General features: G+C 45.7%; 25 protein-coding genes. 8 read left to right on the top strand and 17 right to left on the bottom strand.

Going from position 1 to position 22,636, the window contains the following annotated elements; translation table 11 throughout:
• Positions 1 to 83: 83 nt before the first annotated feature.
• Positions 84 to 1,145, top strand: a complete 1,062-nt coding sequence (locus BV455_RS06260; protein ID WP_061580030.1) for an FUSC family protein — start codon at positions 84 to 86, stop codon at positions 1,143 to 1,145.
• Positions 1,146 to 1,179: 34 nt separating this feature from the next.
• Here the strand turns inward: BV455_RS06260 and nikC are convergent, their stop codons facing one another.
• From nikC to fabL, 10 genes are all read right to left on the bottom strand, one after another.
• The gene (nikC, locus tag BV455_RS06265; RefSeq protein WP_061580031.1) at positions 1,180 to 2,079 is read right to left on the bottom strand and encodes a nickel transporter permease; all 900 of its coding nucleotides are present in this window, start codon (positions 2,077 to 2,079) and stop codon (positions 1,180 to 1,182) included.
• An 18-nt stretch (positions 2,080 to 2,097) separates the two neighbouring features.
• Complete coding sequence (locus BV455_RS06270) at positions 2,098 to 3,102, bottom strand: ABC transporter permease (protein WP_061580032.1); 1,005 nt, start codon at positions 3,100 to 3,102, stop codon at positions 2,098 to 2,100.
• A 67-nt stretch (positions 3,103 to 3,169) separates the two neighbouring features.
• A complete protein-coding gene (locus BV455_RS06275) occupies positions 3,170 to 4,774 on the bottom strand; it encodes an ABC transporter substrate-binding protein (protein WP_218687858.1) in 1,605 nt (534 codons plus the stop codon).
• 52 nt (positions 4,775 to 4,826) lie between these two features.
• Positions 4,827 to 5,792, bottom strand: a complete 966-nt coding sequence (locus BV455_RS06280) for an ABC transporter ATP-binding protein (RefSeq protein WP_017436550.1) — start codon at positions 5,790 to 5,792, stop codon at positions 4,827 to 4,829.
• Positions 5,758 to 6,783 carry an ABC transporter ATP-binding protein gene (locus BV455_RS06285; RefSeq protein ID WP_218687859.1) on the bottom strand — a complete coding sequence of 342 codons (1,026 nt, stop codon included), beginning with the start codon at positions 6,781 to 6,783 and terminating at the stop codon, positions 5,758 to 5,760. Before BV455_RS06285 ends, BV455_RS06280 begins: the two co-directional genes overlap by 35 nt.
• 208 nt (positions 6,784 to 6,991) lie before the next feature.
• Positions 6,992 to 8,740 carry an ABC transporter ATP-binding protein gene (locus BV455_RS06290; protein ID WP_042410775.1) on the bottom strand — a complete coding sequence of 583 codons (1,749 nt, stop codon included), beginning with the start codon at positions 8,738 to 8,740 and terminating at the stop codon, positions 6,992 to 6,994.
• A 71-nt stretch (positions 8,741 to 8,811) separates the two neighbouring features.
• Entirely contained in the window at positions 8,812 to 9,345 is a 534-nt protein-coding gene (gene ntdP, locus BV455_RS06295; RefSeq protein WP_017436553.1) for a nucleoside tri-diphosphate phosphatase, read from the bottom strand.
• 81 nt (positions 9,346 to 9,426) lie between these two features.
• Positions 9,427 to 9,699 (bottom strand): YgaB family protein, encoded by a 273-nt coding sequence (locus BV455_RS06300; protein WP_017436554.1) that lies wholly within the window; start codon positions 9,697 to 9,699, stop codon positions 9,427 to 9,429.
• Between the two features lie 497 nt (positions 9,700 to 10,196).
• The gene (locus BV455_RS06305; RefSeq protein ID WP_017436555.1) at positions 10,197 to 10,382 is read right to left on the bottom strand and encodes a gamma-type small acid-soluble spore protein; all 186 of its coding nucleotides are present in this window, start codon (positions 10,380 to 10,382) and stop codon (positions 10,197 to 10,199) included.
• A 58-nt stretch (positions 10,383 to 10,440) separates the two neighbouring features.
• Positions 10,441 to 11,190: an enoyl-[acyl-carrier-protein] reductase FabL gene (gene fabL / locus BV455_RS06310; RefSeq protein WP_017436556.1), complete on the bottom strand. Its 750-nt coding sequence runs from the start codon at positions 11,188 to 11,190 to the stop codon at positions 10,441 to 10,443.
• A gap of 68 nt (positions 11,191 to 11,258) precedes the next feature.
• Here fabL and BV455_RS06315 point away from each other — a divergent pair, with 68 nt between their 5' ends.
• Positions 11,259 to 11,483: a hypothetical protein gene (locus tag BV455_RS06315; protein ID WP_042410748.1), complete on the top strand. Its 225-nt coding sequence runs from the start codon at positions 11,259 to 11,261 to the stop codon at positions 11,481 to 11,483.
• Here the strand turns inward: BV455_RS06315 and mutY are convergent.
• From mutY to BV455_RS06335, 4 genes are all read right to left on the bottom strand, one after another.
• A complete protein-coding gene (gene mutY / locus BV455_RS06320; protein ID WP_017436558.1) occupies positions 11,480 to 12,592 on the bottom strand; it encodes an A/G-specific adenine glycosylase in 1,113 nt (370 codons plus the stop codon). The genes BV455_RS06315 and mutY overlap by 4 nt on opposite strands.
• 98 nt (positions 12,593 to 12,690) lie before the next feature.
• Positions 12,691 to 13,509, bottom strand: a complete 819-nt coding sequence (locus BV455_RS06325) for a formate/nitrite transporter family protein (RefSeq protein WP_017436559.1) — start codon at positions 13,507 to 13,509, stop codon at positions 12,691 to 12,693.
• Positions 13,510 to 13,536: 27 nt separating this feature from the next.
• Entirely contained in the window at positions 13,537 to 14,355 is an 819-nt protein-coding gene (fdhD, locus tag BV455_RS06330; RefSeq protein WP_061580036.1) for a formate dehydrogenase accessory sulfurtransferase FdhD, read from the bottom strand.
• Positions 14,356 to 14,633: 278 nt separating this feature from the next.
• Positions 14,634 to 14,981 (bottom strand): Na-translocating system protein MpsC family protein, encoded by a 348-nt coding sequence (locus BV455_RS06335; protein WP_017436561.1) that lies wholly within the window; start codon positions 14,979 to 14,981, stop codon positions 14,634 to 14,636.
• A 265-nt stretch (positions 14,982 to 15,246) separates the two neighbouring features.
• On the opposite strand from BV455_RS06335, the gene fdhF reads away from it, so the two are divergent.
• The 3 genes from fdhF to BV455_RS06350 all read left to right on the top strand — a co-directional run bounded on the left by fdhF (position 15,247) and on the right by BV455_RS06350 (position 19,864).
• Positions 15,247 to 18,210: a formate dehydrogenase subunit alpha gene (gene fdhF / locus BV455_RS06340; protein WP_017436562.1), complete on the top strand. Its 2,964-nt coding sequence runs from the start codon at positions 15,247 to 15,249 to the stop codon at positions 18,208 to 18,210.
• Entirely contained in the window at positions 18,203 to 18,694 is a 492-nt protein-coding gene (locus BV455_RS06345) for a helical membrane plugin domain-containing protein (protein WP_017436563.1), read from the top strand. Before fdhF ends, BV455_RS06345 begins: the two co-directional genes overlap by 8 nt.
• Before the next feature lie 189 nt (positions 18,695 to 18,883).
• Complete coding sequence (locus BV455_RS06350; protein ID WP_017436564.1) at positions 18,884 to 19,864, top strand: metal-dependent hydrolase; 981 nt, start codon at positions 18,884 to 18,886, stop codon at positions 19,862 to 19,864.
• Positions 19,865 to 19,901: 37 nt separating this feature from the next.
• On the opposite strand, the gene BV455_RS06355 is transcribed toward BV455_RS06350, so the two are convergent.
• Positions 19,902 to 20,177 (bottom strand): YfhJ family protein, encoded by a 276-nt coding sequence (locus BV455_RS06355; protein WP_017436565.1) that lies wholly within the window; start codon positions 20,175 to 20,177, stop codon positions 19,902 to 19,904.
• Positions 20,178 to 20,288: 111 nt separating this feature from the next.
• Here BV455_RS06355 and BV455_RS06360 point away from each other — a divergent pair, with 111 nt between their 5' ends.
• Together BV455_RS06360 and BV455_RS06365 are read left to right on the top strand one after the other, a co-directional pair.
• Complete coding sequence (locus BV455_RS06360; RefSeq protein WP_017436566.1) at positions 20,289 to 20,450, top strand: small, acid-soluble spore protein K; 162 nt, start codon at positions 20,289 to 20,291, stop codon at positions 20,448 to 20,450.
• A gap of 32 nt (positions 20,451 to 20,482) precedes the next feature.
• Entirely contained in the window at positions 20,483 to 20,644 is a 162-nt protein-coding gene (locus BV455_RS06365; RefSeq protein WP_017436567.1) for a YpzG family protein, read from the top strand.
• A 42-nt stretch (positions 20,645 to 20,686) separates the two neighbouring features.
• On the opposite strand, the gene BV455_RS06370 is transcribed toward BV455_RS06365, so the two are convergent.
• A complete protein-coding gene (locus BV455_RS06370; protein WP_042410745.1) occupies positions 20,687 to 21,022 on the bottom strand; it encodes a YfhH family protein in 336 nt (111 codons plus the stop codon).
• Between the two features lie 68 nt (positions 21,023 to 21,090).
• On the opposite strand from BV455_RS06370, the gene BV455_RS06375 reads away from it, so the two are divergent.
• Entirely contained in the window at positions 21,091 to 21,759 is a 669-nt protein-coding gene (locus BV455_RS06375; RefSeq protein ID WP_017436569.1) for an SDR family NAD(P)-dependent oxidoreductase, read from the top strand.
• Here the strand turns inward: BV455_RS06375 and recX are convergent.
• Positions 21,756 to 22,571, bottom strand: a complete 816-nt coding sequence (recX, locus tag BV455_RS06380) for a recombination regulator RecX (RefSeq protein ID WP_081160882.1) — start codon at positions 22,569 to 22,571, stop codon at positions 21,756 to 21,758. The genes BV455_RS06375 and recX overlap by 4 nt on opposite strands.
• Positions 22,572 to 22,636: the final 65 nt, after the last annotated feature.

A 22,636-nucleotide genomic window follows, 5' to 3' on the forward strand; every position in this document is an offset into this window, starting at 1 on the left:
ATTTCCCACTTGATATCATATATAAAAGCGTGTATAGTACTAAATTGTTTACAAGAACGAAAGAGGAGAGGTTTGAAGATACTATGAAGCTCGGTGCCCGCATTTTTAAAACGGGAATCGCCGTTACATTGGCGCTTTTCCTCGCAGCACTGCTACACTTGCCTTCTCCCGTATTTGCGGGAATTTCGGCTGTGTTTGCGATGCAACCGACGATCTACCGATCTTACCTTTCATTGGTCGAACAAGTGCAGGCGAATATCATCGGGGCCGTCTTGGCAGTCATCGCCGTCCTGTTATTTGGACGCGATCCATTTATTATCGGCCTTACGCTGATGATTGTTATCGCCCTCTGCTTAAAAATGCGCCTAGAATCTACCATTTCAGTGGCGCTGGTTACGGTTATTGCGATTATGGAATATACGGATAAACAGTTTATCGAATTTGCCGTTATCCGTTTTCTCACCATTATGCTTGGCATATTTGCTGCTTTTGTTGTCAATTTAATCTTTCTACCGCCAAAATATGAAAAGAAACTATATGAGAAAATTACCGAAAACACGGAAAACATTTTAAAGTGGATTCGCATCCATACGAGACACGCATCGGAACATCACATTTTAAAAGAAGATATTGAAAAAATGAAAGAAAATATGACAAAGCTTGAACATCTTTACTTAATGTATAAAGAAGAGCGCACGTATTTTCGTAAAAATCGCTTCCAAAAATCGCGAAAGCTCGTGTTATACCGGCAAATGATCGTCGCGACTAACCGGGCGCTCGAGACATTAAAACTTCTCCATCGTTTTGAAAACGAACTGTATCACATGCCGCTCGAATTCCAGCAAATCATCCGTTCACAGTTAGATTGCCTGCTTCATTATCACGAACAAATACTATTAAAGTTTATTGGCAAAGTAAAACACCTGCCGCGTACTGACACAGTCAATGAAACACATCATGAAAGAATGCGGCTCATTGAGGCGTTTTACGCGCATCACCATCAATCGCACGAATATTATCTTTTCTCGTTGGTTGGCATGATTATCGATTATAGCGAGCAGTTGGAACGTCTTGATAAGCTTATTGACAGCTTCCATCATTATCATCATGATTCTTCCTTAGCGAAAACTTTAGTCAATGACTAAAAGGCTATCTCCGCTGGAGAGATAGCCTTTTTCGTTAACTTTTCATGCGCGGGTCTAGCGCGTCGCGCAACCCGTCGCCCATTAAGTTAAAGCCAAGCACCGTAAGCATAATGGCCAGCCCCGGAAAAATCATCGTCCATGGCGCCTGTGTCAAAAAGTCTTTCGAATCAGCAAGCATTTTCCCCCACTCCGGATTTGGCGGCTGCGCCCCTAGTCCTAAAAATCCAAGAGCGGCCGCTTCAATGATGGCCGTCGCAATCGCCAGCGTCCCCTGTACAATAATCGGTGCCATGCTGTTCGGCAAAATGTGGTGGAACAAAATGCGCGTATCACTCATTCCAATTGCTTTTGCCGCCATGATGTATTCTTCTTGTTTAATGCTTAAGACGCGCGAGCGGATCAAGCGCCCAAAGTTCGGAATGTTGATGACGGCAATCGCAATTAATGCATTTTGCAAAGACGGCCCGAGCACGGCGACAATACCAATAGCCAACAAAATGCTTGGAAAGGCGAGCATAATATCAAACAAACGCGAAATAATGCCGTCGATCCAGCGCCCGTAATACCCGGCGATAATGCCGAGCAGCGAGCCGACAATGACTGAGCCAAGTACAGAGAAAAAACCGACCCATAGCGAGATTCTCGCCCCGTAAAGGACACGCGAGAGAATATCCCTTCCAAAATCGTCCGTTCCAAATAAATGTTTCGATGACGGCGGCTGCAGCCGCTCTGCTAAATTTGGCTCTTTAAAGTCATAAGGTGCCAGCAGTGGAGCAAAAATGGCCAGCAAGATAAAAAAGACGACGATGCCAAGTCCGATAAGAGCAATTTTATTTTTGCGAAATCGGCGCCATCCTTCTTTCCATAGGGAAGCAGACTCTGTTTTTTCTTGCACCGTATGCATCGGCGTTTGATTGCGTGCCAGTTCCGCCATATCCGCTTTCCCCCCTCCTTAGTTATATTTGATGCGCGGATCGATCACCGCATAAAGCAGATCGACGATTAAGTTGATAAAAATAAAGATGGTAGCGATCACTAAAATTCCCGACTGAATAACCGGATAATCGCGATAGCCAATCGCGTCGTAAATATAGCGGCCAATGCCGGGCCAGCTGAAAATCGTCTCTGTTAAAATCGCGCCGCCAAGCAACAGGCCTGTTTGCAAACCAATAACGGTCAACACTGGAATGATGGCATTTTTCAATGAATGCTTGTACACGACCCAAAACATGCTTAACCCTTTTGCTCTTGCCGTGCGGATGTAATCCGATTTCATCACTTCGAGCATGCTCGAGCGCGTAATCCGGGCGATAATCGCCATTGGAATCGTCGCTAAGGCGACGCTTGGCAAAATTAAATGCTGCAGGACTTGCATAAACTGCTCCGTATTTCCTGCTAGGAGCGTATCCAGCAAATACAGGTGGGTAATCGGCTCAATCGGGTTTCGTACTTCTTCGCGACCCGACGTCGGAAGCCAATCTAATTGAATTGCAAACATCCACTGCTCCATTAGGCCAAGCCAGAAAATCGGCATCGAAACGCCAATAAGCGCCAGCACCATCGCGATATAGTCAAACCAGGAATTTTGAAACCAAGCACTAATAATGCCGGCATTAACCCCGATGACGACTGCAATGATCATCGCGGCAAGCGACAGCTCCAACGTCGCCGCTAAATACGGCCAAATTTCATCCGATATCGCGGCACCTGTGCGGATCGACTCCCCTAAATCTCCATGCAACAGGCTGCCTAAATATTTAATGTACTGCACATACCAAGGTTGATCTAAGCCTAGCTTATGCGTTAACGCGGCAACCGCTTCTTTCGTCGCTTTCTGTCCTAAAATGACTTGCGCGGGATTGCCCGGTATCGCGCGAATCATGAAAAAAACGACAAGTGACATTCCTAACAATACAGGGATGACCGTGAGTATTCTTCTGACTACGTATGAAAGCACGCTTATACCCCCTTTTGCCGATCATGAAAAAGAGGGGAGGATGCACTCCTTTCCCCTCCGCATATCGTTATTTGAATTCGACTTTTGTAAATTTATCGGAGCCAGTTGGATGCGGCTTAAACCCTTTAATGTTTGCTTTGCCGGCAAGCAGCGGTGTCGAGTGAACGAGCGGAATCCATGGAGCATCCTCTTTAATAATCTCTTGTGCCTTTTTGTACAGTTCATTTCGTTTGTTTTCGTCGCTGACTGTTTGTGCTTCGACTAAAATTCTATGAAGCTCATCATTCGAATAATACGTATAGTTGTTGCTGCCGATGCTGTCTTTGTCGAGCAGCGCGTACAAGAAGTTGTCGGCGTCGCCGTTATCGCCGGTCCAGCCGAGCAAGAACGCATCGGCTTCTCCTTTGGCCAATTTATCCAAGTAAGTAGCCCATTCATACGTAACGATTTTCGCTTTGACGCCGATTTTCGCAAAATTCGCTTGCAGCGCCTCAGCGATTTTTTTTCCGTCCGGCATATATGGACGCGGCACCGGCATTGCCCATAGCTCCATTTCGAAGCCGTTTGGATATCCCGCTTGCGCGAGCAATTCTTTCGCTTTATTTAAATCAAACGGATAGTCTTGAATGGCATCATTATAGCCAGGAATGCTTGGCGGCATCGGGTTTTTCGCCGGTTCCGCCTGGCCGGCGTAGAACGCGTCAATAATCGCCTTTTTGTCCACCGCGTAGTTCAATGCTTGACGGACTAATTTGTTTTTCAACGGCCCTCTCGTCGCCGTCAACCCGACGTAACCGACGTTCATCGACGGACGTTTAAAAATTTGGAAATCTTTATTTCCTTCCACTTGTTTCAAATCGGTTGGATTCAAGTCTTCCATCAAATCGATTTCACCTTTTAACAACGCATTGAGACGCGCAGAGTTATCTGGAATGGAAACAAAGATCAATTGATTCAGCTTCGGATACCCTTTTTCCCAGTAATCTTTATTTTTTTCTAAAACAATGCGCTCGTTGCGCTTCCATTCTTTAAACACGAATGGCCCGGTTCCCACTGGATGTTCGCCAAACTTGTCTCCATATTTTTTAATCGCTGCCGGGCTGGCGATCGCAAACGGCGGCATGGCAATATTTTTCAAAAACGGCGCCTGTGGACGCTTCAACACAAATTGAACCGTGTAGTCGTCCACTGCCTTTACTTCTTTAATGACATGGCTTTCGTCGTTTTTATAACCACCAAACATCGAGCCGTAATACGGGAATTTTTCGGCGTTGCCATTGGCCCAACGTTCAAAGTTAAAGACCACCGCTTCAGCGTTAAAATCCGTTCCATCATGGAATTTCACACCTTTGCGGAGCTTAAACGTATAGGTCAGCCCGTCTTTGGAAATCGTCCATTCAGTCGCCAATGCCGGTTTTACCGTCGTATCTTCGTCATTATAGTCTAACAGCGTGTCAAAAATATTTTTCGTTACCTTTAACGATTCCCCATCCGTAACCGTAGCCGGGTCAAGCGAGACAGAATCGCCGCCGCGTCCGTAGACGAGCGTATCTTGCGATGATGATTTTTCTGTTGCGCCGCTGCTTGTTTTTTCTGACTTTCCGCAGCCGACAAGCGCCATTGACACCGCAAGCATCAAGGCAAGCAATGTCATCCATGTTTTTCTCCTCATTCTTTGTTCCCCCTTAAATAAAATTTCTATCATTTCGTTGGTTGCCATCCTGTTAATACAAGTGGCAAGCAACGTAATGCCCTTTTTCTACTTCTTTCATCTCCGGCCGCTTTTGCTTGCAGATATCCATGCAAGCGCTGCAGCGCGTATGAAACGCGCACCCTTGCGGCGGATTGGCCGGGTTTGGCAAATCGCCTGATAAAAGCTGGCGTTCTCTTTTATACTCCGGGTCCGGAATCGGCACAGCAGAAAGAAGCGCCTGCGTATACGGATGTTTCGGCGATTGATATAATTGATCGCTATCGGCCAATTCCACCAGGCGTCCTAAATACATCACGCCGACGCGGTCGCTGATATGGCGGACAACCCCTAGGTCATGGGCGATAAAAATATAGGTAAGCCCAAATTCTTTTTGTAAGTCTTCAAGCAAATTCAACACTTGCGCCTGAATCGACACATCGAGTGCAGACACTGGCTCATCGGCGATAATAAGCTTCGGATTGGTCATCAAAGCGCGCGCGATGCCGATGCGTTGCCGCTGCCCGCCGCTGAACTGATGAGGATAGCGCTTGGCATGATATTGTCCAAGCCCGACCACTTCCAGCATCTCCCGAACGCGCTTTTTCCGCTCCTCTTTGGAGCCTATTCCATGTACGATCAGCGGCTCTTCCAAAATTTTTTCCACCGTATGGCGCGGATTCAACGAGGCGAAAGGATCCTGAAAAATCATTTGCATATCGCGCCGCATTTTCCGCAATTCTGCTTTAGGCAATGTCGTTACTTCTTTTCCTTCAAAAACGATCGACCCTGCTGTCGGTTCAATTAAACGGAGGAGCATCCGCCCTGTCGTTGACTTGCCACAGCCGCTTTCCCCGACAATGCCAAGCGTTTCCCCTTTATAGACGGTAAAAGTAACATCATCGACTGCTTTCACTTCGCCAACTTTTTTGCCAAACACTCCTCCCGTAATCGGAAAATACTTTTTAAGCCCTTTCACTTGCAACAGCGGCTCGCTCACGATTTTGTTCCTCCTCTCCGAGCGGCAAAAAACAGCGGACGCGATGGCCGCGTTCTCCTGCTTCGTATAGTTCTGGATCTTCTTGAAGACAACGGGAAAAAGCATGCTCGCACCTTGCCGCAAACCGACATCCTTGGCGAACCGATCCCGGCTTCGGCACATTGCCTGGAATGGAATATAACCGTTCTTTTTTGTCGCGAATGTCGGGAACCGATTGAATCAGGCCGATCGTATACGGATGTTTCGGATTTTTAAAAATCGTCCGCACATCGCCCTCTTCCACAATCTTTCCCGAATACATGACAATCACACGGTCGCATATTTCAGCGACTACTCCCAAGTCGTGTGTAATCATCATGATCGAGGTGTGAAAGTTTTTATTCAGCTCTTTCATCAACGCCAAAATTTGTGCCTGAATCGTCACATCGAGTGCCGTAGTCGGCTCGTCGGCAATGAGCAGCGCCGGATTGCACACCATCGCCATCGCAATCATCACACGCTGGCGCATCCCGCCGGAGAGCTGGTGCGGATATTCGTCGATGATTTGCTCCACGCGCGGCAGGCCGACCAGCTTTAACATCTCGACGGCTCTTGCTTTCGCTTCTTTCTTGCTCGCCTTCGTATGTATGCGAATCGCCTCTATTAACTGATTGCCAATCGTAAACAGCGGATTTAAGGATGTCATTGGCTCTTGAAAAATCATCGCGATTTCATTGCCGCGAATCTGCTTCATCCGTTTTTCGGAGGCATGAACGAGATTTTCGCCTTTAAAAAAAATTTCACCATCGATAATGCGCCCGACCCCTTTCGGCAACAAGCCCATAATCGACAGCGAGGTGACGCTTTTTCCGCATCCCGATTCGCCGACGACTCCTAAAATTTCACCTTCATTTATGTAAAAATCAACGCCATCAACGGCGGGAATTTCTCCTTCATCCGTAAAAAAAGACGTTTTTAACCCTTTCACTTCCAGCACACGTGCATCTGCCATTATTTCACCTCCTATCCCGATTGAACTGAATTGATAAAATATTTTTATTTTAATTAAAATTATGCCATGCAATTTTTCATAAGACAATATAATATTATAAAAAATTAAAATTATCGAAATAGATGAAACAATAATAAAAAACGGTCTTACATTGCGTAAAACCGTTTTTATCTTTTATTTTCCAATAATATAAATATTTTTCTTTTACTTATTGATGGAGTTGCTGGATTGTAAATAAATGATAATAGCTCCCTTGTTTCGCCATTAATTCCTCGTGGGTGCCGCTTTCGACAATCTTGCCGTTTTCAATAAGGAAAATGCGATCCGCATGCGTAATCGTCGAAAGGCGATGGGCAACAATAAACGTTGTGCGATTTTTGGCAAGCCGTTCCAGCGCCTCTTGAATGTAATGCTCATTTTCGAGATCGAGCGCCGATGTCGCTTCATCGAAAATAAGCAAAGGCGGATTTTTTAGAAAGACGCGGGCGATAGCGATCCGCTGTTTTTGCCCTCCGGACAATTTTATGCCGCGCTCCCCGACTTTTGTGTCATATCCATCCGGCAGGCTCATAATAAAATCATGGGCGTTGGCGGCTTTTGCGGCGGCAATGACCTCTTCATCCGTCGCATCCGGCTTTCCGAGCAAAATGTTGTCTTTCACTGAGTCGCTGAATAAAAAGCTGTCTTGAAAAACGATGCCGATTTTATCACGAAGACTGCGCACGCGTATATCGCGAATATCGATGCCATCCAATAAAATCCTCCCCTCTGTCACATCATAAAAGCGTGGGATCAGGCTTACTAACGTAGATTTTCCGCCGCCGCTCATGCCGACAAGGGCGATCGTTTCCCCTGCTTTCACGGAAAACGAAATATCGCGCAGCACCGGCGGTTCATTTTTATGATAAGCAAACGTAACATGATCAAATACAATATCGCCTTTTACTTCTCGACAATCGACCGCGTTTGGCGCATCTGTAACATCATACGGCTCATCGAAAAACTCAAACATTCGATCCATCGAAGCGAACGACTGCGTTAAGGTCGTTGACGAATTCACAAGACGGCGCAGCGGGCTGTACAGCCGGTCGATATATCCGACGAAAGCAACCATCGTTCCGACGGTAATATGGCCGAGCAGCACTTGGTAACCAGCATAAATAATCACCATGATCGGAGCGATATCGGTCACCGTGTTGACAACCGCAAACGATTTGGCATTCCAGCTCGTATGCATCAGCGCCTTTGTTAAAAAATGGTTGTTTTGCGCAGAAAACCGCTTCTGCTCCGCTTCTTCGATCGCGAAACTTTTAATGACCGACATTCCTTGCACCCGCTCATGCAAATAAGCTTGAAGCTCTGCCAAAGCTTGAGAGCGCATTCTTGTCCGCTGCCGGAGACGTCCGAAAAAATATTTTACTGAAAGCGCATAAATCGGCAGCGTACTAATGGAAACAAGCGTTAATTTCATATCCATCTTCATCATAATAACAAGTGCAATCATAATGGTTGCCATATCTAACCAGAGATTCATCAGTCCCGTAATAATAAAATCTTTTGTCTGTTCGACATCGTTAATGACGCGCGAAATAATTTCACCGGTGCGGTGATTCGAATAATATGTAAAACTTAGTTTTTGCATATGTGTAAACAACTGGTTGCGAATGTCATACAGCACTTTGCTCGCTGTCCACTGGGCAAAATATTGCCGATAATATTCGACAATCGGACGAATTAGAACAAAAATAACCAACATAATCACAAGCGCCCACCAAAGCCGGGTGGTTTTCACCGACATTGGCATCGTCTCATTTCCAATGATTTCATCCACCACATATTTCAGCAGCAATGGAATAAGAAGCGGGATCGCAAACTTAATAATGCCGATGATCATTGTAGCGATAATATACCACTTGTATGGGCGGACAAATTGCATATAGCGGCGAATACTTTCCATAAAAATCCCCCTTAAAAGCAGAAAAACCTGTTTGCGGCGACGAACAGGCTTTTTGCTTTCTTCTTTTTTATTCACTTTCGATATGACTGAAACTTTTCATACCACTTGTCAATAAAATCAGGCGCAAACGGGCCCTTTCGTTCTTGAATCCAGCTGATCAGCTTTTTTACGTTATTTTTTAAAATACGGTCGATCACATCGGGATAATTCATCTCTTTGCGGTGCCATTCATACTCATCTTCATCAAGCAAAATATATGTCATATCCGGGAATACCTTAATATCCAAATCATAATCGATATATTTGAGCGCTTCCTCATCCCATACAAATGGCGAACTTAAGTTGCAATAATAATAAACCCCGTCATCGCGAATCATCCCAATAATGTTAAACCAATGTTTAGCATGAAAAAAACAGATGGCTGGCTCGCGCGTCACCCATGTCCGGCCGTCCGCTTCCGTCACCAGTGTTTTGTCATTCGCCCCAATAATATATGTAGAAGCTCCTTTTAGCACCAATGTTTTTTCCCATATACGGTGAATCATCCCATTATGTTTATAACTATGGATTTGAATAATCTCTCCATCTACAGGATATCCAGACATCATTCTCCCTACTTTCTCATGGGAACTTCTCTTTCCTATTATAACGATTGGGCAGATAATTGAAAACAAAAGAGAGCCATCCTACCAAGCTGAAGATGGCTCGCATGTGCGGCGATACTGGTTTTGATAAGAAAGAATAACTTCTTCCGTTTGCTTTTCAAACGTTTGTTGAATTTCCTTTAACTGTTGTTTCATCTGCTGGATTTCTTCCTGAATCGATTGAAGTTTTGCTTCTTGCTGTAGTTCGATCAATTGTTTTTTAATTTCTTGGCAGCGCTCGATTTCCGACTGTAGAAACAACAGCTGCTCCATTGTTTTTAATTGTTCATTCACTAAACGTTCAAACAGCTCCATGACCGTTTTCTCCCTTCCCCTGTGATTCCGCAGGTAAGCGTGCGTCAAAACTGTAAGCACTTTTCCATATTGTGCAGCCGCTAGCTGTTTATATATTTCGGGGAAGGGCTTGTAAATTCCTTTGACTATATATGTAAAGTTGTGGCAACTTTTGTCGTTGCTCCGATCGTGTTGCAGTTGCAACTTACGTTGGCGTTTTCGCGGTGAGGCAACATGAAATAAGCAGAGGCTCGCGCCGCCTCCGCTTTTCTTTGCCTAACTTCAGCGGCTAGCTCTCTTGCGCAAAATAACCTTCTCCCTTGAAGTGCAAGCACTTCAGCGGGCGAAGAACATTTCGCTTCGAGAGCTATTCTCGCCGCTTCCGCTTTTTTAACTGTCTAGCTCGGCTCGCAAACCGCTCGGGGTCAAATAACCTTCTCCCCCGGGGTGACAGGCACCCCTGCGTGCGAAGAACATTTGCCCGTCGCGGTTAAACGGCTCGCCTCCGCTTTTCTATGTTACTTGCTGGAGTTTTGCGCTTTGCGAGCTTCCGCTTGCGCGTTTTGTTGTTGTACTTGTTGCACATTAGTTTCTGCAGCAAATTCAGTGCCGAATTGGCCTGCTTGTGCAGATTGTGCGTTTTGTTGTCTTACTTCTTGGATGTTAGTGCCTGCAGCTGTTTTGTTTGGTTGTTGTTTTGCCACTGTTATCACCTCCACGTGACTTACTGTGCCCAGGAGGCGATGGTTTTATCCATTCAAATTACAAAAGTAAAGATCTTCCACCATCCACGATGATCGTTTGACCGCGGATCATTTCTGCATCATCGGACAGCAAAAACATTACTGCATTAACAATATCTTCTGGTTTTACCATGCGACCGGCAGGTGTTTTTGCGATAGCGTCAGACAACAACTCTTCACGGTTTGGAAAATGTTTCAACGCATCTGTGTCGACTGCACCACCTGATACAGCATTGACAGAAATATTTTTCGGTGCTAATTCGACCGCTAAATAGCGCGTCAGTGATTCAACCGCCGCCTTCGAAACACCGACAGCCGTATAATTTTCCAGATAGCGGATTGCCCCCAATGAACTGATGCTGACGATTTTGCCGCCGCCGACTTTTTCCATTCGTTTTGCTGCCTCTTGGGCGCAAAATAAAAGCGCTTTGCTGTTAATGTCCATTGTCCAATTCCAATGCGACTCCTCAAGTTCCATCGCCGGCCGCAGCACGCCTGAGGCGGCGTTATTAATAAGAACATCCACACGTCCAAATACTTCATCCACTTGCGCGAACATCTCTTGAATTTTTTCGACTTTGCCCACATTTGCTTTCACGACAAGCGCTTTTCGTCCTAACGCTTCGATTTCCTGTGCCGTTTGTAACGCTGCTTCTTTACTGCGCGCATAGTTTACAACAATATCATATCCTTCTTTTGCAAGACGAAGGGCAATCGCTTTGCCGATTCCACGGCTGCTTCCTGTAACTACCGCCACTTTTTCGCTCATATTTTTCTCTCCTTTATGCATAAATGAATAAGTACTTTTTAAAACTAGAAAAAAAGGGGGCTTTTATCATGTACGTTGGTCGTGATATGACAGAGCTGTCCATGATTCCAAAATCGGAATGGACGGACAGCGAACTCGCTTATTTCCATCATTCCTTTCAGCAAATCGCTCCATATTTAAACGCGGAAGGCCAGACGATCCATCGTGAAATCATCGAAGAAATCGAGGCGCGCGGCGGGCTAAGAAACAGCGAAGCCACGTATACACAAGGCACGAGACAGACGTATGACTAAAACGGGTGGAACAATCCGCCTGTTTTCTGTTTATACTCTTCCCAAATGCGCTGATGGGAAACGGGAAACGCGTACGATTCGATCTCCTTCTCACCCACCAGCTTCAGCTGTTCCGTTTCAGTAAATTTGCCGGCTATTTTTCCGTCATAAACCGTAATATCCCAAATCAAGTGGGAAAATGCATGCTCTAGTGCAAGGAACGGTTGGCCAAGCTGTGCCTGGACCCCATATTGTTCCTTTAAAAATGCTTCCAGACGCTCTTCTGGACTCGCTTGTCCGTCCGCCGCTTCACAGTTTGGAAATTCCCATAAGTTCGCGAGCAGGCCTTCGCTGCCGCGCTTATGGATCAATACCTTTCCATTTTCGTCCTTCAACACCGCAGCGATGATCGGCACTTGTTTCACGTTCGTTTTTTTGGTTTTGACCGGCAGCTCTGTCTGCACTCCTTCGGCAAACGCGCGGCAATGCGCCTGCACCGGGCAGAGCAGGCAGGCGGGATTGCGCGGTGTGCAAATAAGCGCCCCTAACTCCATCAACGCCTGGTTAAAATACGAAGGGTTTTCGCGTGAAATAATTTGCCGGACAATCGCTTCAAACAGCTTTCTCGTTCCTGTTTTGGCAATATCTTCCCAGACAAGAAAAATCCGTGATAATACCCGCATCACATTGCCGTCGACCGCCGGTTCAGGAATGCCGTAGGCGATGCTTAGCACCGCACCGGTCGTATACGGTCCGACCCCTTTTAATTTCGCAAATTGTTCGCGGTTAGCAGGAATTTTTCCGCCGTATTGCTCTTTCACTTCTTTTACCGCCGCATGCAAATTGCGGACGCGCGAGTAATAGCCGAGCCCTTCCCACGCTTTCATCACTTCTTCTTCATCCGCTTCCGCAAGCGCTTCAAGCGTCGGAAACTGCTCGATAAACTTTTGAAAATACGGAATGACCGTATCCACTTTTGTTTGCTGAAGCATCACTTCCGACACCCATACTTTATACGGGTCGTTATCTTTGCGCCACGGCAGGTCGCGCTGTTCTTTTTCAAACCAGCCGATTAAATCTTGCTGAAACTGTTTGATGGCAAATCCGCCAAGCAATGTTTGTTCTTTCACCTTATTTCCTCCATGATGCCCTTATGTCCGTTTTGCATGTTTATTATAACAAAAAACACCTGATTGTGCCTTTCGCAGCATCAGGTGTTTCACTGTTATTATCTTGCTTCTTTTTTGACTACTTTCACATGAGCAACGTTTTGTTTCGCATGGTCCTTCACATACACAAACCAGTATAATAACGCGACAAAGATGCTTCCGCCAACGGCGTTGCCAAGGAAGACAGGAACGAAATTTCGGAACCAGTCTGCCCATGCCGCATGGCCTTCAAAAATCGCTGCAGGAATAACGAACATATTGGCGACGACGTGCTGAAAGCCGATGGCGACAAACGCCATGACCGGAAACCAAATCGCAAGTATTTTGCCGCCGATATCTTCCGCGCCGTATGACAGCCAAACCGCCAACGTCACCAGCCAGTTGCAGCCAATCCCTGAAATAAACGCCTGTATAAATGTATCGTGAAGCTTCGCATCGGCAATGGCAACCGTCTTGGCTAAAAACGGACCTTCCGCCGTTAAACCGACGACATGGCCAAACAAATAGGCGACAAAGACCGCGCCAAGGAAATTGCTTACAGTAACCCAAAACCAGCCTTTGATTAGCTTCCCCAACGTAATCGTTTTTGCTAACGCCGCCAAAGTCATTGACATCATATTCCCCGTCAGCAGCTCGCCGCCTGCAATAATCACCAGCACAAGCCCTAACGGAAACACCGCCGCCCCTAAAAAATTGGCAAAGCTCCCCCATTGCGGCGGAACGTTGCCAATTACGCGAATGTCCAATAAAAATCCAAGCGCAATAAACGCTCCTGCCAAAAAACCAAGAACGATTTGTGATAATAACGGTAAATTCGCTTTCCGCGTTCCCGCTTCAATGGCGAGTTGCGCAATTTGTGACGGATTGCGGTAAGCCATTATTTGATCCCCCACTTAGTTCCATGATTAGTTATCAAATTGCAATGTTTTTTCTTCTAACCCCGCTATTTTATTCGGATGGGTGTATACATTAAACGTATGGCCGCGAAGAAATCCTACCACCGTAATGCCTAAATCATTTGCCAGTTCAAGCGCTAACGTCGTCGGCGCCGATTTCGACAAAATCATGCCGATTCCCATTTTAGAAACCTTTAACAACACTTCGGATGATACTCTGCCGCTAAAAGCGATCACTTTATCTGACAATGGCAACCCTTGCTGCAGGCAATATCCATAAATTTTATCGAGCGCATTATGTCTGCCGATATCCGAGCGAACAATGACTAATTCGTTTGGCGTACAAAGTGCCGCATTATGAATGCCGCCGGTTGCCTGGAAATCCGTTGATTGCTCCTGCAATAGCTGCATTAGGCGGATGCATTGCTCTACCCGGATGTTCGTGCTGTGAACAATCGTCTTTGCCGTCTTCATGTCATTATAAAAGTAAAATTGTCGGCTTTTTCCGCAGCAGGAACCAATAAAACGCTTAGCGTAAAACTCTTTTTGAATCGACTGTTTCGTGACCAGCTCCACGTAAGCAAACCCGCGATGTTCATCCACAGCTATCGCTTTTATTTCCTTGCTGGAGCGAATAATCCCTTCTGAAGCTAAAAAACCAATCACTAATTCCTCTAAATGCGTCGGGGTGCAGACCATCGTCGCAAACTCTTGTCCGTCAACGACAATCGTAAGCGGAAATTCCACGGCAATTTCATCATCGACTTCTTCAAATTGATTGCCACGATACTTGATAATGTTTTGCCGCCGCATAACAAAGCTTTCCATCCAATCCCCCCTCGTTCCTAATTTCGCAAAAAGAAAACCGCCATCTTTTCTATGACGAAGGCATATGCATCCTTCTCTATCCATAGAAAAGTGGCGGTAGTTTCCACACAGCATTTCTGTGATAAAACCAACGCTCTCATCACACTACAAACGGAAACTTAACTACCAATAGCCCTTTCGCCATTGTATAGCCAAGCTTCCTACCGTATTCATCATGTTAATCTACTTTTAGCATAACATGAAAGCGTATTAAAAAACAATACAGAAATCGTTATATGTTATTGCCTAATCGGTTTTTCAAATACAAACACAGAAACGGCAATATCTTCTTCGACTTTAATATCATTGAACAAATATAACAGCTTCGATCCGGCCAGCTCCTCGAGGCCTTCCGGGACTTTTTGAGCATATACCTCCTGAATCATCCGCGTGCGGGCGGTATGCACCATCTCTTTTCCTTCCGGCGACCGGGCAATAAATTTTTCTGTCGGCGTTAAATTTCCTTGCAATATCGTGACAGCGAGATTATCAACAAAATAAGTTTTAATTCGTTCCGGCCCTTTCCCAAACAGCTGTTTGCGAACTTTTCGCACCAAATCATTAAATGCTGCTTCTTTTTTCGACATAGGAAAGCCCCCTTTCCAGCTCTGATTCATTTGCAAAAAACAGAGGCCAGCGGTTGTTTTATGAACTATATAGTACTATAATTATAATAAAACAACATATACATAGTGGAAAAATAATAAGGATGTCCTTGTTATTTTTCTACTAGTCTATTTTTAGGATGCGGATTGGTTCTTTTAGTATCATTATGCTAAAAAACTACTCCACCATGACTGAGCACAGCTTTCATTCATGGTGGAGTTTTTATTTTAGGAGGAGGTATCACGCATGAGCGAACCTTGGGTCACGATTACGATCAACGGAAGCGATTACAACGCCAAACAAGGAATGACCATTTTACAGGTCATTAATGAAAACAACATTCCCCATCCGCAAGTTTGCTATACTCCTGAACTGGGAGCCATTCAAACATGTGACACATGTATTGTTGAAGTAGACGGAAAATTAGTGCGCGCCTGTTCCACTCCTGTAAAAGATGGCATGAACGTCGAGCTCTCTTCGCCGCGGGCGAAAGCAGCGCAAAAAGAAGCGATGGACCGTATTTTAGAAAACCACCTATTATATTGTACGGTCTGTGATAACAATAACGGAAACTGCAAATTGCACAATACGGCGGAACTGATGGGAATTGAGCATCAATCGTATCCATATCGCCCAAAAGTAGACCCATCGGAAGTCGACATGTCCCATCCGTTCTATCGCTATGATCCAAACCAATGCATCGCCTGTGGGCAATGCGTGGAAGTATGTCAAAACTTACAAGTGAACGAAACATTATCGATCGACTGGGAAGCGGAACGTCCTCGTGTCATTTGGGATAACGGTGTTCCAATTAATGAATCTTCCTGTGTTAGCTGCGGACAATGCGTTACCGTTTGTCCATGCAATGCATTAATGGAAAAATCGATGTTAGGCGAGGCCGGTTTTATGACCGGTTTAGATAAAGAACTTTTAAATCCGATGATCGATTTTGTAAAAGAAGTCGAACCTGGCTACAGCAGTATTTTTGCCATTTCTGAAATCGAAGCGGCGATGCGGGAACAGCGCATCAAAAAGACGAAAACGGTTTGTACGTTCTGCGGTGTCGGCTGTTCATTTGAAGTATGGACGAAGGGACGGAAAATTTTAAAAATCCAGCCTGTCTCCGAAGCGCCGGTCAACGCGATTTCCACATGTGTAAAAGGGAAATTTGGCTGGGATTTCGTCAACAGCGAAGAGCGCCTAACCAAACCGCTCATTCGTAAAGGCGATGCGTTCGTAGAATCCACATGGGAAGAAGCGCTTTCGCTCGTTGCGGAAAAACTTGGCGAAATCAAGCAAAAATACGGCGGCAACGCCATCGGCTTTATTTCGTCGTCGAAAATATCTAATGAAGAAAACTATTTAATGCAAAAATTGGCTCGACAAGTGTTTGAAACGAACAATGTCGATAACTGTTCGCGCTATTGTCAATCGCCAGCAACGGACGGCCTGTTCCGCACGGTAGGAATGGGCGGCGATTCCGGAACGATTCAAGATATCGCATCCGCAGGATTAGTGATTATTATCGGCGCTAACCCGGCAGAAGGACACCCTGTTTTGGCGACTCGCGTCAAACGCGCACATAAGCTATTCGGCCAAAAATTAATTGTCGCCGACTTGCGCAAAAATGAAATGGCGGAACGCGCCGATCTATTTATCCGACCAAAACAAGGCACTGACCAAGTATGGTTGATGGCCGTCACGAAATATATCATCGACCAAGGCTGGCATGATGAAAAATTCATTCGTGAACGCGTTCATTTCTTCGATGAATTCAAAGAAGTGCTCGAAAAATATACGCTCGATTACGCGGAAGAAGTAACAGGCGTTGCGAAAGAAGACTTAATTCGCATCGCTGAAATGATCCATGAGGCGGATGGCACGTGCGTCCTCTGGGGAATGGGCGTTACACAAAACACTGGAGGAAGCGATACGTCCGCGGCCATCTCGAACTTATTGCTCGCAACAGGTAACTACGGACGCCCAGGCGCTGGAGCGTTCCCGCTGCGCGGTCATAACAACGTGCAAGGCGCTTGCGATATGGGCTCTCTGCCTGGCTGGCTTCCAGGATATCAACATATTACGGATGACGTTGCGCGGGCAAAATTTGAAAAAGCATACGGTGTCCGCATTGATGGAAAACCAGGACTTGATAATATTCAAATGCTTGAAGCTGCGGAACAAGGAAAATTAAAAGCAATGTATATCGTCGGTGAAGATATGGCGTTTGTTGACTGCAACGCCAATCATGTCCAAAAAGTGCTTTCAGAGCTAGATTTCGTGGTGGTACAGGACATTTTCTTATCGAAAACAGCGCAATTTGCTGACGTTGTTTTACCAGCAGCGCCAAGCTTAGAAAAAGAAGGAACATTTACCAATACGGAACGGCGCATTCAACGTTTCTACCAAGCGCTTGAACCGCTCGGCGATTCCAAACCAGACTGGTGGATCATTCAAGAAATCGCGAAACGGATGGGCGCTGATTGGAACTACTCTGGTCCGAAAGAAATCATGGATGAAATTGCAAGCCTCGCACCGCTATTCTCGCAGGCGCAATACGAAAACTTGGAAGGATGGAACAGCCTCTGCTGGGGTAGCTATGACGGTGCGCATACGCCAATTCTTTATAAAGAACGCTTTAACTTCCCAGACGGAAAAGCACGCTTTGCGCTTGCCGATTGGGTACAGCCAGTAGAGTATCCGGAAGAATACGATTTGCTTGTCAATAACGGGCGATTGCTCGAACATTTCCATGAAGGAAACTTAACATACAAATCGCAAGGCATTCAGAAAAAATTCCCGGAAGTGTTCGTCGAGGTATCGCCGGAATTGGCAAAAGAACGCGGCATCAAAGACGGTTCGCTCGTTCGTTTAGAATCACCGTTTGGCCAAGTAAAAGTGCGCGTGCTGGTCACGGATCGCGTCAAAGGAAAAGAGTTATTCTTACCAATGCACTCGGCAACAAACGAAAGTGCCATTAACATCCTTACCGGTCCTGCTACTGACCATCGCACAAATACGCCGGCATACAAGCAAACAAAAGTACGGATGCAAGTGTTAGAAGTCGATGGAACGCCACCGCTTCCACGTACAAACCCGCGCTTTAAAAAGCGGAATCCGAGAAGAGGCGTCGAAGTCGAGCGAAAATGGCAGCGTCCTGACTACGTTCCTCTAACAGACGAATGGAAGGAGGCAGAGCCGCGTGGCTAAACCAATTACAACGATTCAAAAACAAATGGTGACGGAGGAAGAAAAGCGGGAGAAAACGATCGAGGAGCTTAAAGCTTCTCTGACGGAAAAGGAAAAAGCGGTTCACGAACTGCTTTCCATCGTAGAGGAACTGCACAAAAGCGGCCTCCTCGAAGCCGCCAACGCGATGCTGAAAGCAAGGGAAGACATCGCGAAAATCGTCATTGGGCAAGCGAATCGCAAGCCAGTGACAACAATGATTAACCATGTGATCGGGATTGCGCAGCTGTTCGCCAATCTCGATCCGCAATTAACCTCTAAATTATTGGAAAGCACCGCTTCCGGCTTTGCCGAAGCCTATAAACAAACAAAAGAAACCGGTAAAAAAATCGGCATTTTTGATCTGCTAAAAGCAATAAATGATCCTGACATTAACCGCGCCATCCGCTTTATTCTTTCCTCTTTAAAAGAAATTGGAAAACGTCTGCATGACGACAAAAGCTAAACATTCGCCTATTTCAGCCATCTTTCCTGGACAGGAAAGATGGCTTTAGTATTTCCATCCCTCGCTAATGAATACGAAATATGTTACACTGGCAATACATCATTTGCTTTTCATACGCTCACTTGTCCAATGATCGGAAACGAACTGGGTATACTAATGAACGAGACTAACAAAGGAGGCTTACTTCGTTTGGATACAGGTACGCACATTTTGATGGGGGTAGCGCTAGGCAGCATTGCCACATTAGACCCCGCTGTCGCACATGATCCTTTTTTGTCTCACGCTGTACTGATTGGAACATTAGCCGGCTCCCAAGCACCGGATATCGATACCGTGCTGAAATTGCGCAACAATGCCAAATATATTCGTAACCATCGCGGCATTACTCATTCCATCCCTGCCGTATCGTTATGGCCGCTCCTGATTACCGCGATTATCGCTTTTCTTTATCCAGCGGTCAACTTATTTCACCTATGGCTATGGACGTTCATTGCTGTCGTGTTTCACGTGTTTGTCGACATTTTCAACGCTTATGGCACCCAGGCGCTGCGTCCGTTTACAAAAAAGTGGATTGCGCTCGGCGTGATTAATACATTCGACCCAATCATTTTTGCCCTGCATCTCATCGGGGTCGGCCTTTTGTTTCTTGACGTTCATCCTGGTTATACGTTTTTAGCGATTTACGGTGTCATCGCCGTTTATTATATGATACGATTCCGCCAGCAGGCAGCGATTAAAAAAGCCGTCCGCGCCGAAATTAACGATGTCGAACAGATTATTACCGTTCCGACGTTCCGCTTCCGAGAGTGGCATTTAGCAATTACGGCAAAAGATTACTTTTATGTCGGACGGGCAAAAAACGGGCGCATCTATATATTGGATCAATTTGAAAAATGCCCTCTTCCCGACGATCCCGTCATCGAAGCGGCCAAGCGGGATGAAAACGTTGCCGCCTTTTTATCTTTTTCCCCTGTTTATCGCTGGGAGCTTCATGAATATGATGATTATTATGAAGTGCGCCTTACCGATTTACGCTACCGAAGCAAAGGCCACTACCCATTTGTGGCCGTAGCACAATTGGATCGCAATTTAAATGTTATCAGTTCCTACACAGGATGGGTGTTTAGCGAAGGAAAGCTGCGGAAAAAACTGGATCTTGCGCCAAACTAAACAAAACCGGCGGACGCTTAAAAGCACCCGCCTATTTTTAATGCTTTGGGTAATCATTGCGATTTAGTAAATGTTTGTATTTTGGGTTGTTTGTTTGGAACTCATGCAGCGTTGCACCGTAGCGGTCGATCCATTGCCGAACGACTTTTTCGGTCAGCTCCTTTCCTCTGTACTCGTGTCCGGCGCGGGCGTATGTCGTTTCGAAATCTTCCCAAAGCAATTCGACCCATGTTCGCGCTTGGGCATAAGCAAGGGACGGGTTTTTCTCAAGCAAATAATTCGTTAGCCGTTCAAAATATTCGTGCATCGTCATTTTTTTCACCTCTTGTCCCAACAATTTGCATACATAAGCCGGCCAAGTTGCATCATAATAAGAATACGTGTTGGCCATCAACACGAGCAAGAAAAAAGGAGGAAATGTGCAATGCGGAATAAAAAGCACAATTTCCCAAACCAAAACAATAACAAATTCGAGGGAGAACCGCGAGCAAAAGCGGAATATGCTTCCAAACGGGCAAACGGCACGATAAACACCCATCCGCAAGAACGGATGCGCGCCTCTGGCGAACGCGGAGATTATTTTTAAAAATCTTCCTTGATGTTGAGGGGTGTTCGACAATGGGTCACCATTCACGCAAAAAGTTTTATGATAACTTCTACTCCAACCCTTTTCAGCAGCCATGGGCAAACCCGAAACATGCCCACTCTCAAGTAAACGGGGAGACGCAGCAGACACTCGATTTAATTATCCTGGAACGCCAGACGCGAAAACAGTCGTAGCTGATGAAACCTAGAGAATTCCTTCATTCTCTAGGTTCTTTTTTACCTATTCGGCTTGCAGAGCAGCGAAATCGGCAATGCCTCTTCTTCCCCATTTCCTTTTAGACGATAGCCCCAAGCAAACACACCTTTTAAATAACGCACTTTAAAATACTCTCCCGGATCGCCTTCAATTTCATATATCTCGCCAGGCTGGAAATCGTTCGGGTCAAGCAAATACGCTTTGGCCATGGCAATTTTTCTTTCATATACGGCGTATTCGTTAACCATCCCCATCCGTTCTGCTTTGCGTGCTTTTTCTGTCAATGCGGCGATTTCTTGCTGAAGTTCTTGTTTTGTCATTTCACTATATCGTTTTTGTTCCCCAAGAGTGCTCATTGTTTGTTCCTCCTTTGAATTGTATTATATGATAAAAACGTCAATCGAACAGAATGGAGAGACAGATAATGGACATTATTGCGATTACCGGAGCTGGAACTGGGTTAGGAAAAGAATTGGCGCTGCAATACGCCAAGCAAGGGCATACGATTATTGCCATTGGCCGGCGGCTATCTCCGCTTATGGATGTCGTTTGGCACATTGAACATAGCGGCGGAAAAGCATTTGCCTATCCGCTTGACATCCGCTGCTATGAAGAAGTGACCCACACGGTAAATGAGATTGTAAAGCAACATCGTGTTACGCGTTTGGTAAATAACGCCGGCATCGGCTATTTTGGTCCGCTTTCTTCCCTTTCCCGGCAGCAAATTGACGAGATGATTCAAACGAATGTCAACGGCACCATTTATATGACAAAAGCATTTTTGCCGCATCTTCTCGCCATGCCAAAGGCAAAAATTGTAAATATTATTTCCACCGCCGGTTTGCGCGGCAAAGTAAACGAAGCCGTTTACGCGGCGACCAAATTTGCGATTCGCGGTTTTAGCGAAAGCTTAGTGAAAGAACTGGAAGGAACCAATGTTTCCGTTACCGCCGTATATATGGGCGGTATGGACACACCGTTTTGGAACGGAAGCGACCATATAAAAGACCGCTCGCGGCTGCGCCCGCCAAAGGAAATCGCAAAGCAAATTATTGCCTGCGAAGACGGTCAAACGGAAATCATTTTATCTTAACGTTCCTGCTCGCTTTTTAATTGGCTTAAAAACTGCTCGATCATCTCGAGTGGGAAACCTTTGCGGTACAGCGCCTGCTTCATTTTTTGCTCGTACAGCGGGCTTTCGTATTTTTCATAGCGGCGATGCGCTTTTCTTCCTTGATACTGTAAAGCTTCCCACTCCTGTTCCCCCTTTTCATCATGTTCTGACGACAGCACCTGATCGATGACTTCCTGTGGAAATCCTTTTCGATATAAAAGCTGCGCGACCTGATATTTCCATTGCCGCAACGACTGCTTCGCCCGTTGTTTTTTTGCTTTTTCATAAAGTGAGCGCGCCGTTTCCACTTGTTCGGTAAAGGAGTAAATAGCCAGGCTTTGTTCAATCCATTTCGCCGCGATCCCCATTTTTTCCAGCTCGTTGCGGATTACATACGGGCCTTTCGCCGATGTTTGCTTTTGCGTGCGCACATAGGCGAAAGCGAATTCGCGGTCATCGACATATTTGTTTTCTCTCAACTTATGCAGCACTTCTGCAATCACATCTTCGGGTGCGCCTTTTTTCTTCAGGTGCTGGATTACCTCGTGTTCAGACCGCATGCGGTGCGATAAAAAATATAAAGCCTGATTATATGTTTTTTTGACTTGATCCGCATATACTATTTCTTGTAAGGAATCCTCATCGATCTCCATTCCTTTTTTCAGGCGAAATTGAAGCAACACGTCTTGATCAACGGTAAAAACATCTATTTCTCCATTTTCTTTTTGCATCGTGACACGAAAACGTTCGTGGCTGTTTGGCTGAACGGCTATATTCGTGATAATTCCCATCGGTTTTTCCCTCCGCTTTTATCGTATCATAAGAAGGAATGTTGCACATAAAAAGCGAAATGAAT

It is taken from the genome of Parageobacillus caldoxylosilyticus (genome assembly GCF_019272935.1).
Classification (GTDB): domain Bacteria; phylum Bacillota; class Bacilli; order Bacillales; family Anoxybacillaceae; genus Saccharococcus; species Saccharococcus caldoxylosilyticus.

Excerpts from the sequence above, each read along its gene's own strand:
- BV455_RS06260 (WP_061580030.1), top strand. The coding sequence starts at position 84 with ATGAAGCTCGGTGCCCGCATTTTTAAAACGGGAATCGCCGTTACATTG.
- nikC (WP_061580031.1), bottom strand. The coding sequence starts at position 2,079 with ATGGCGGAACTGGCACGCAATCAAACGCCGATGCATACGGTGCAAGAA.
- BV455_RS06275 (WP_218687858.1), bottom strand. The coding sequence starts at position 4,774 with ATGAGGAGAAAAACATGGATGACATTGCTTGCCTTGATGCTTGCGGTG.
- BV455_RS06285 (WP_218687859.1), bottom strand. The coding sequence starts at position 6,783 with ATGGCAGATGCACGTGTGCTGGAAGTGAAAGGGTTAAAAACGTCTTTT.
- BV455_RS06290 (WP_042410775.1), bottom strand. The coding sequence starts at position 8,740 with ATGGAAAGTATTCGCCGCTATATGCAATTTGTCCGCCCATACAAGTGG.
- ntdP (WP_017436553.1), bottom strand. The coding sequence starts at position 9,345 with ATGTCTGGATATCCTGTAGATGGAGAGATTATTCAAATCCATAGTTAT.
- BV455_RS06300 (WP_017436554.1), bottom strand. The coding sequence starts at position 9,699 with ATGGAGCTGTTTGAACGTTTAGTGAATGAACAATTAAAAACAATGGAG.
- fabL (WP_017436556.1), bottom strand. The coding sequence starts at position 11,190 with ATGAGCGAAAAAGTGGCGGTAGTTACAGGAAGCAGCCGTGGAATCGGC.
- BV455_RS06315 (WP_042410748.1), top strand. The coding sequence starts at position 11,259 with ATGTACGTTGGTCGTGATATGACAGAGCTGTCCATGATTCCAAAATCG.
- BV455_RS06325 (WP_017436559.1), bottom strand. The coding sequence starts at position 13,509 with ATGGCTTACCGCAATCCGTCACAAATTGCGCAACTCGCCATTGAAGCG.
- fdhD (WP_061580036.1), bottom strand. The coding sequence starts at position 14,355 with ATGGAAAGCTTTGTTATGCGGCGGCAAAACATTATCAAGTATCGTGGC.
- BV455_RS06335 (WP_017436561.1), bottom strand. The coding sequence starts at position 14,981 with ATGTCGAAAAAAGAAGCAGCATTTAATGATTTGGTGCGAAAAGTTCGC.
- fdhF (WP_017436562.1), top strand. The coding sequence starts at position 15,247 with ATGAGCGAACCTTGGGTCACGATTACGATCAACGGAAGCGATTACAAC.
- BV455_RS06355 (WP_017436565.1), bottom strand. The coding sequence starts at position 20,177 with ATGACGATGCACGAATATTTTGAACGGCTAACGAATTATTTGCTTGAG.
- BV455_RS06360 (WP_017436566.1), top strand. The coding sequence starts at position 20,289 with ATGCGGAATAAAAAGCACAATTTCCCAAACCAAAACAATAACAAATTC.
- BV455_RS06365 (WP_017436567.1), top strand. The coding sequence starts at position 20,483 with ATGGGTCACCATTCACGCAAAAAGTTTTATGATAACTTCTACTCCAAC.
- BV455_RS06370 (WP_042410745.1), bottom strand. The coding sequence starts at position 21,022 with ATGAGCACTCTTGGGGAACAAAAACGATATAGTGAAATGACAAAACAA.
- BV455_RS06375 (WP_017436569.1), top strand. The coding sequence starts at position 21,091 with ATGGACATTATTGCGATTACCGGAGCTGGAACTGGGTTAGGAAAAGAA.
- recX (WP_081160882.1), bottom strand. The coding sequence starts at position 22,571 with ATGGGAATTATCACGAATATAGCCGTTCAGCCAAACAGCCACGAACGT.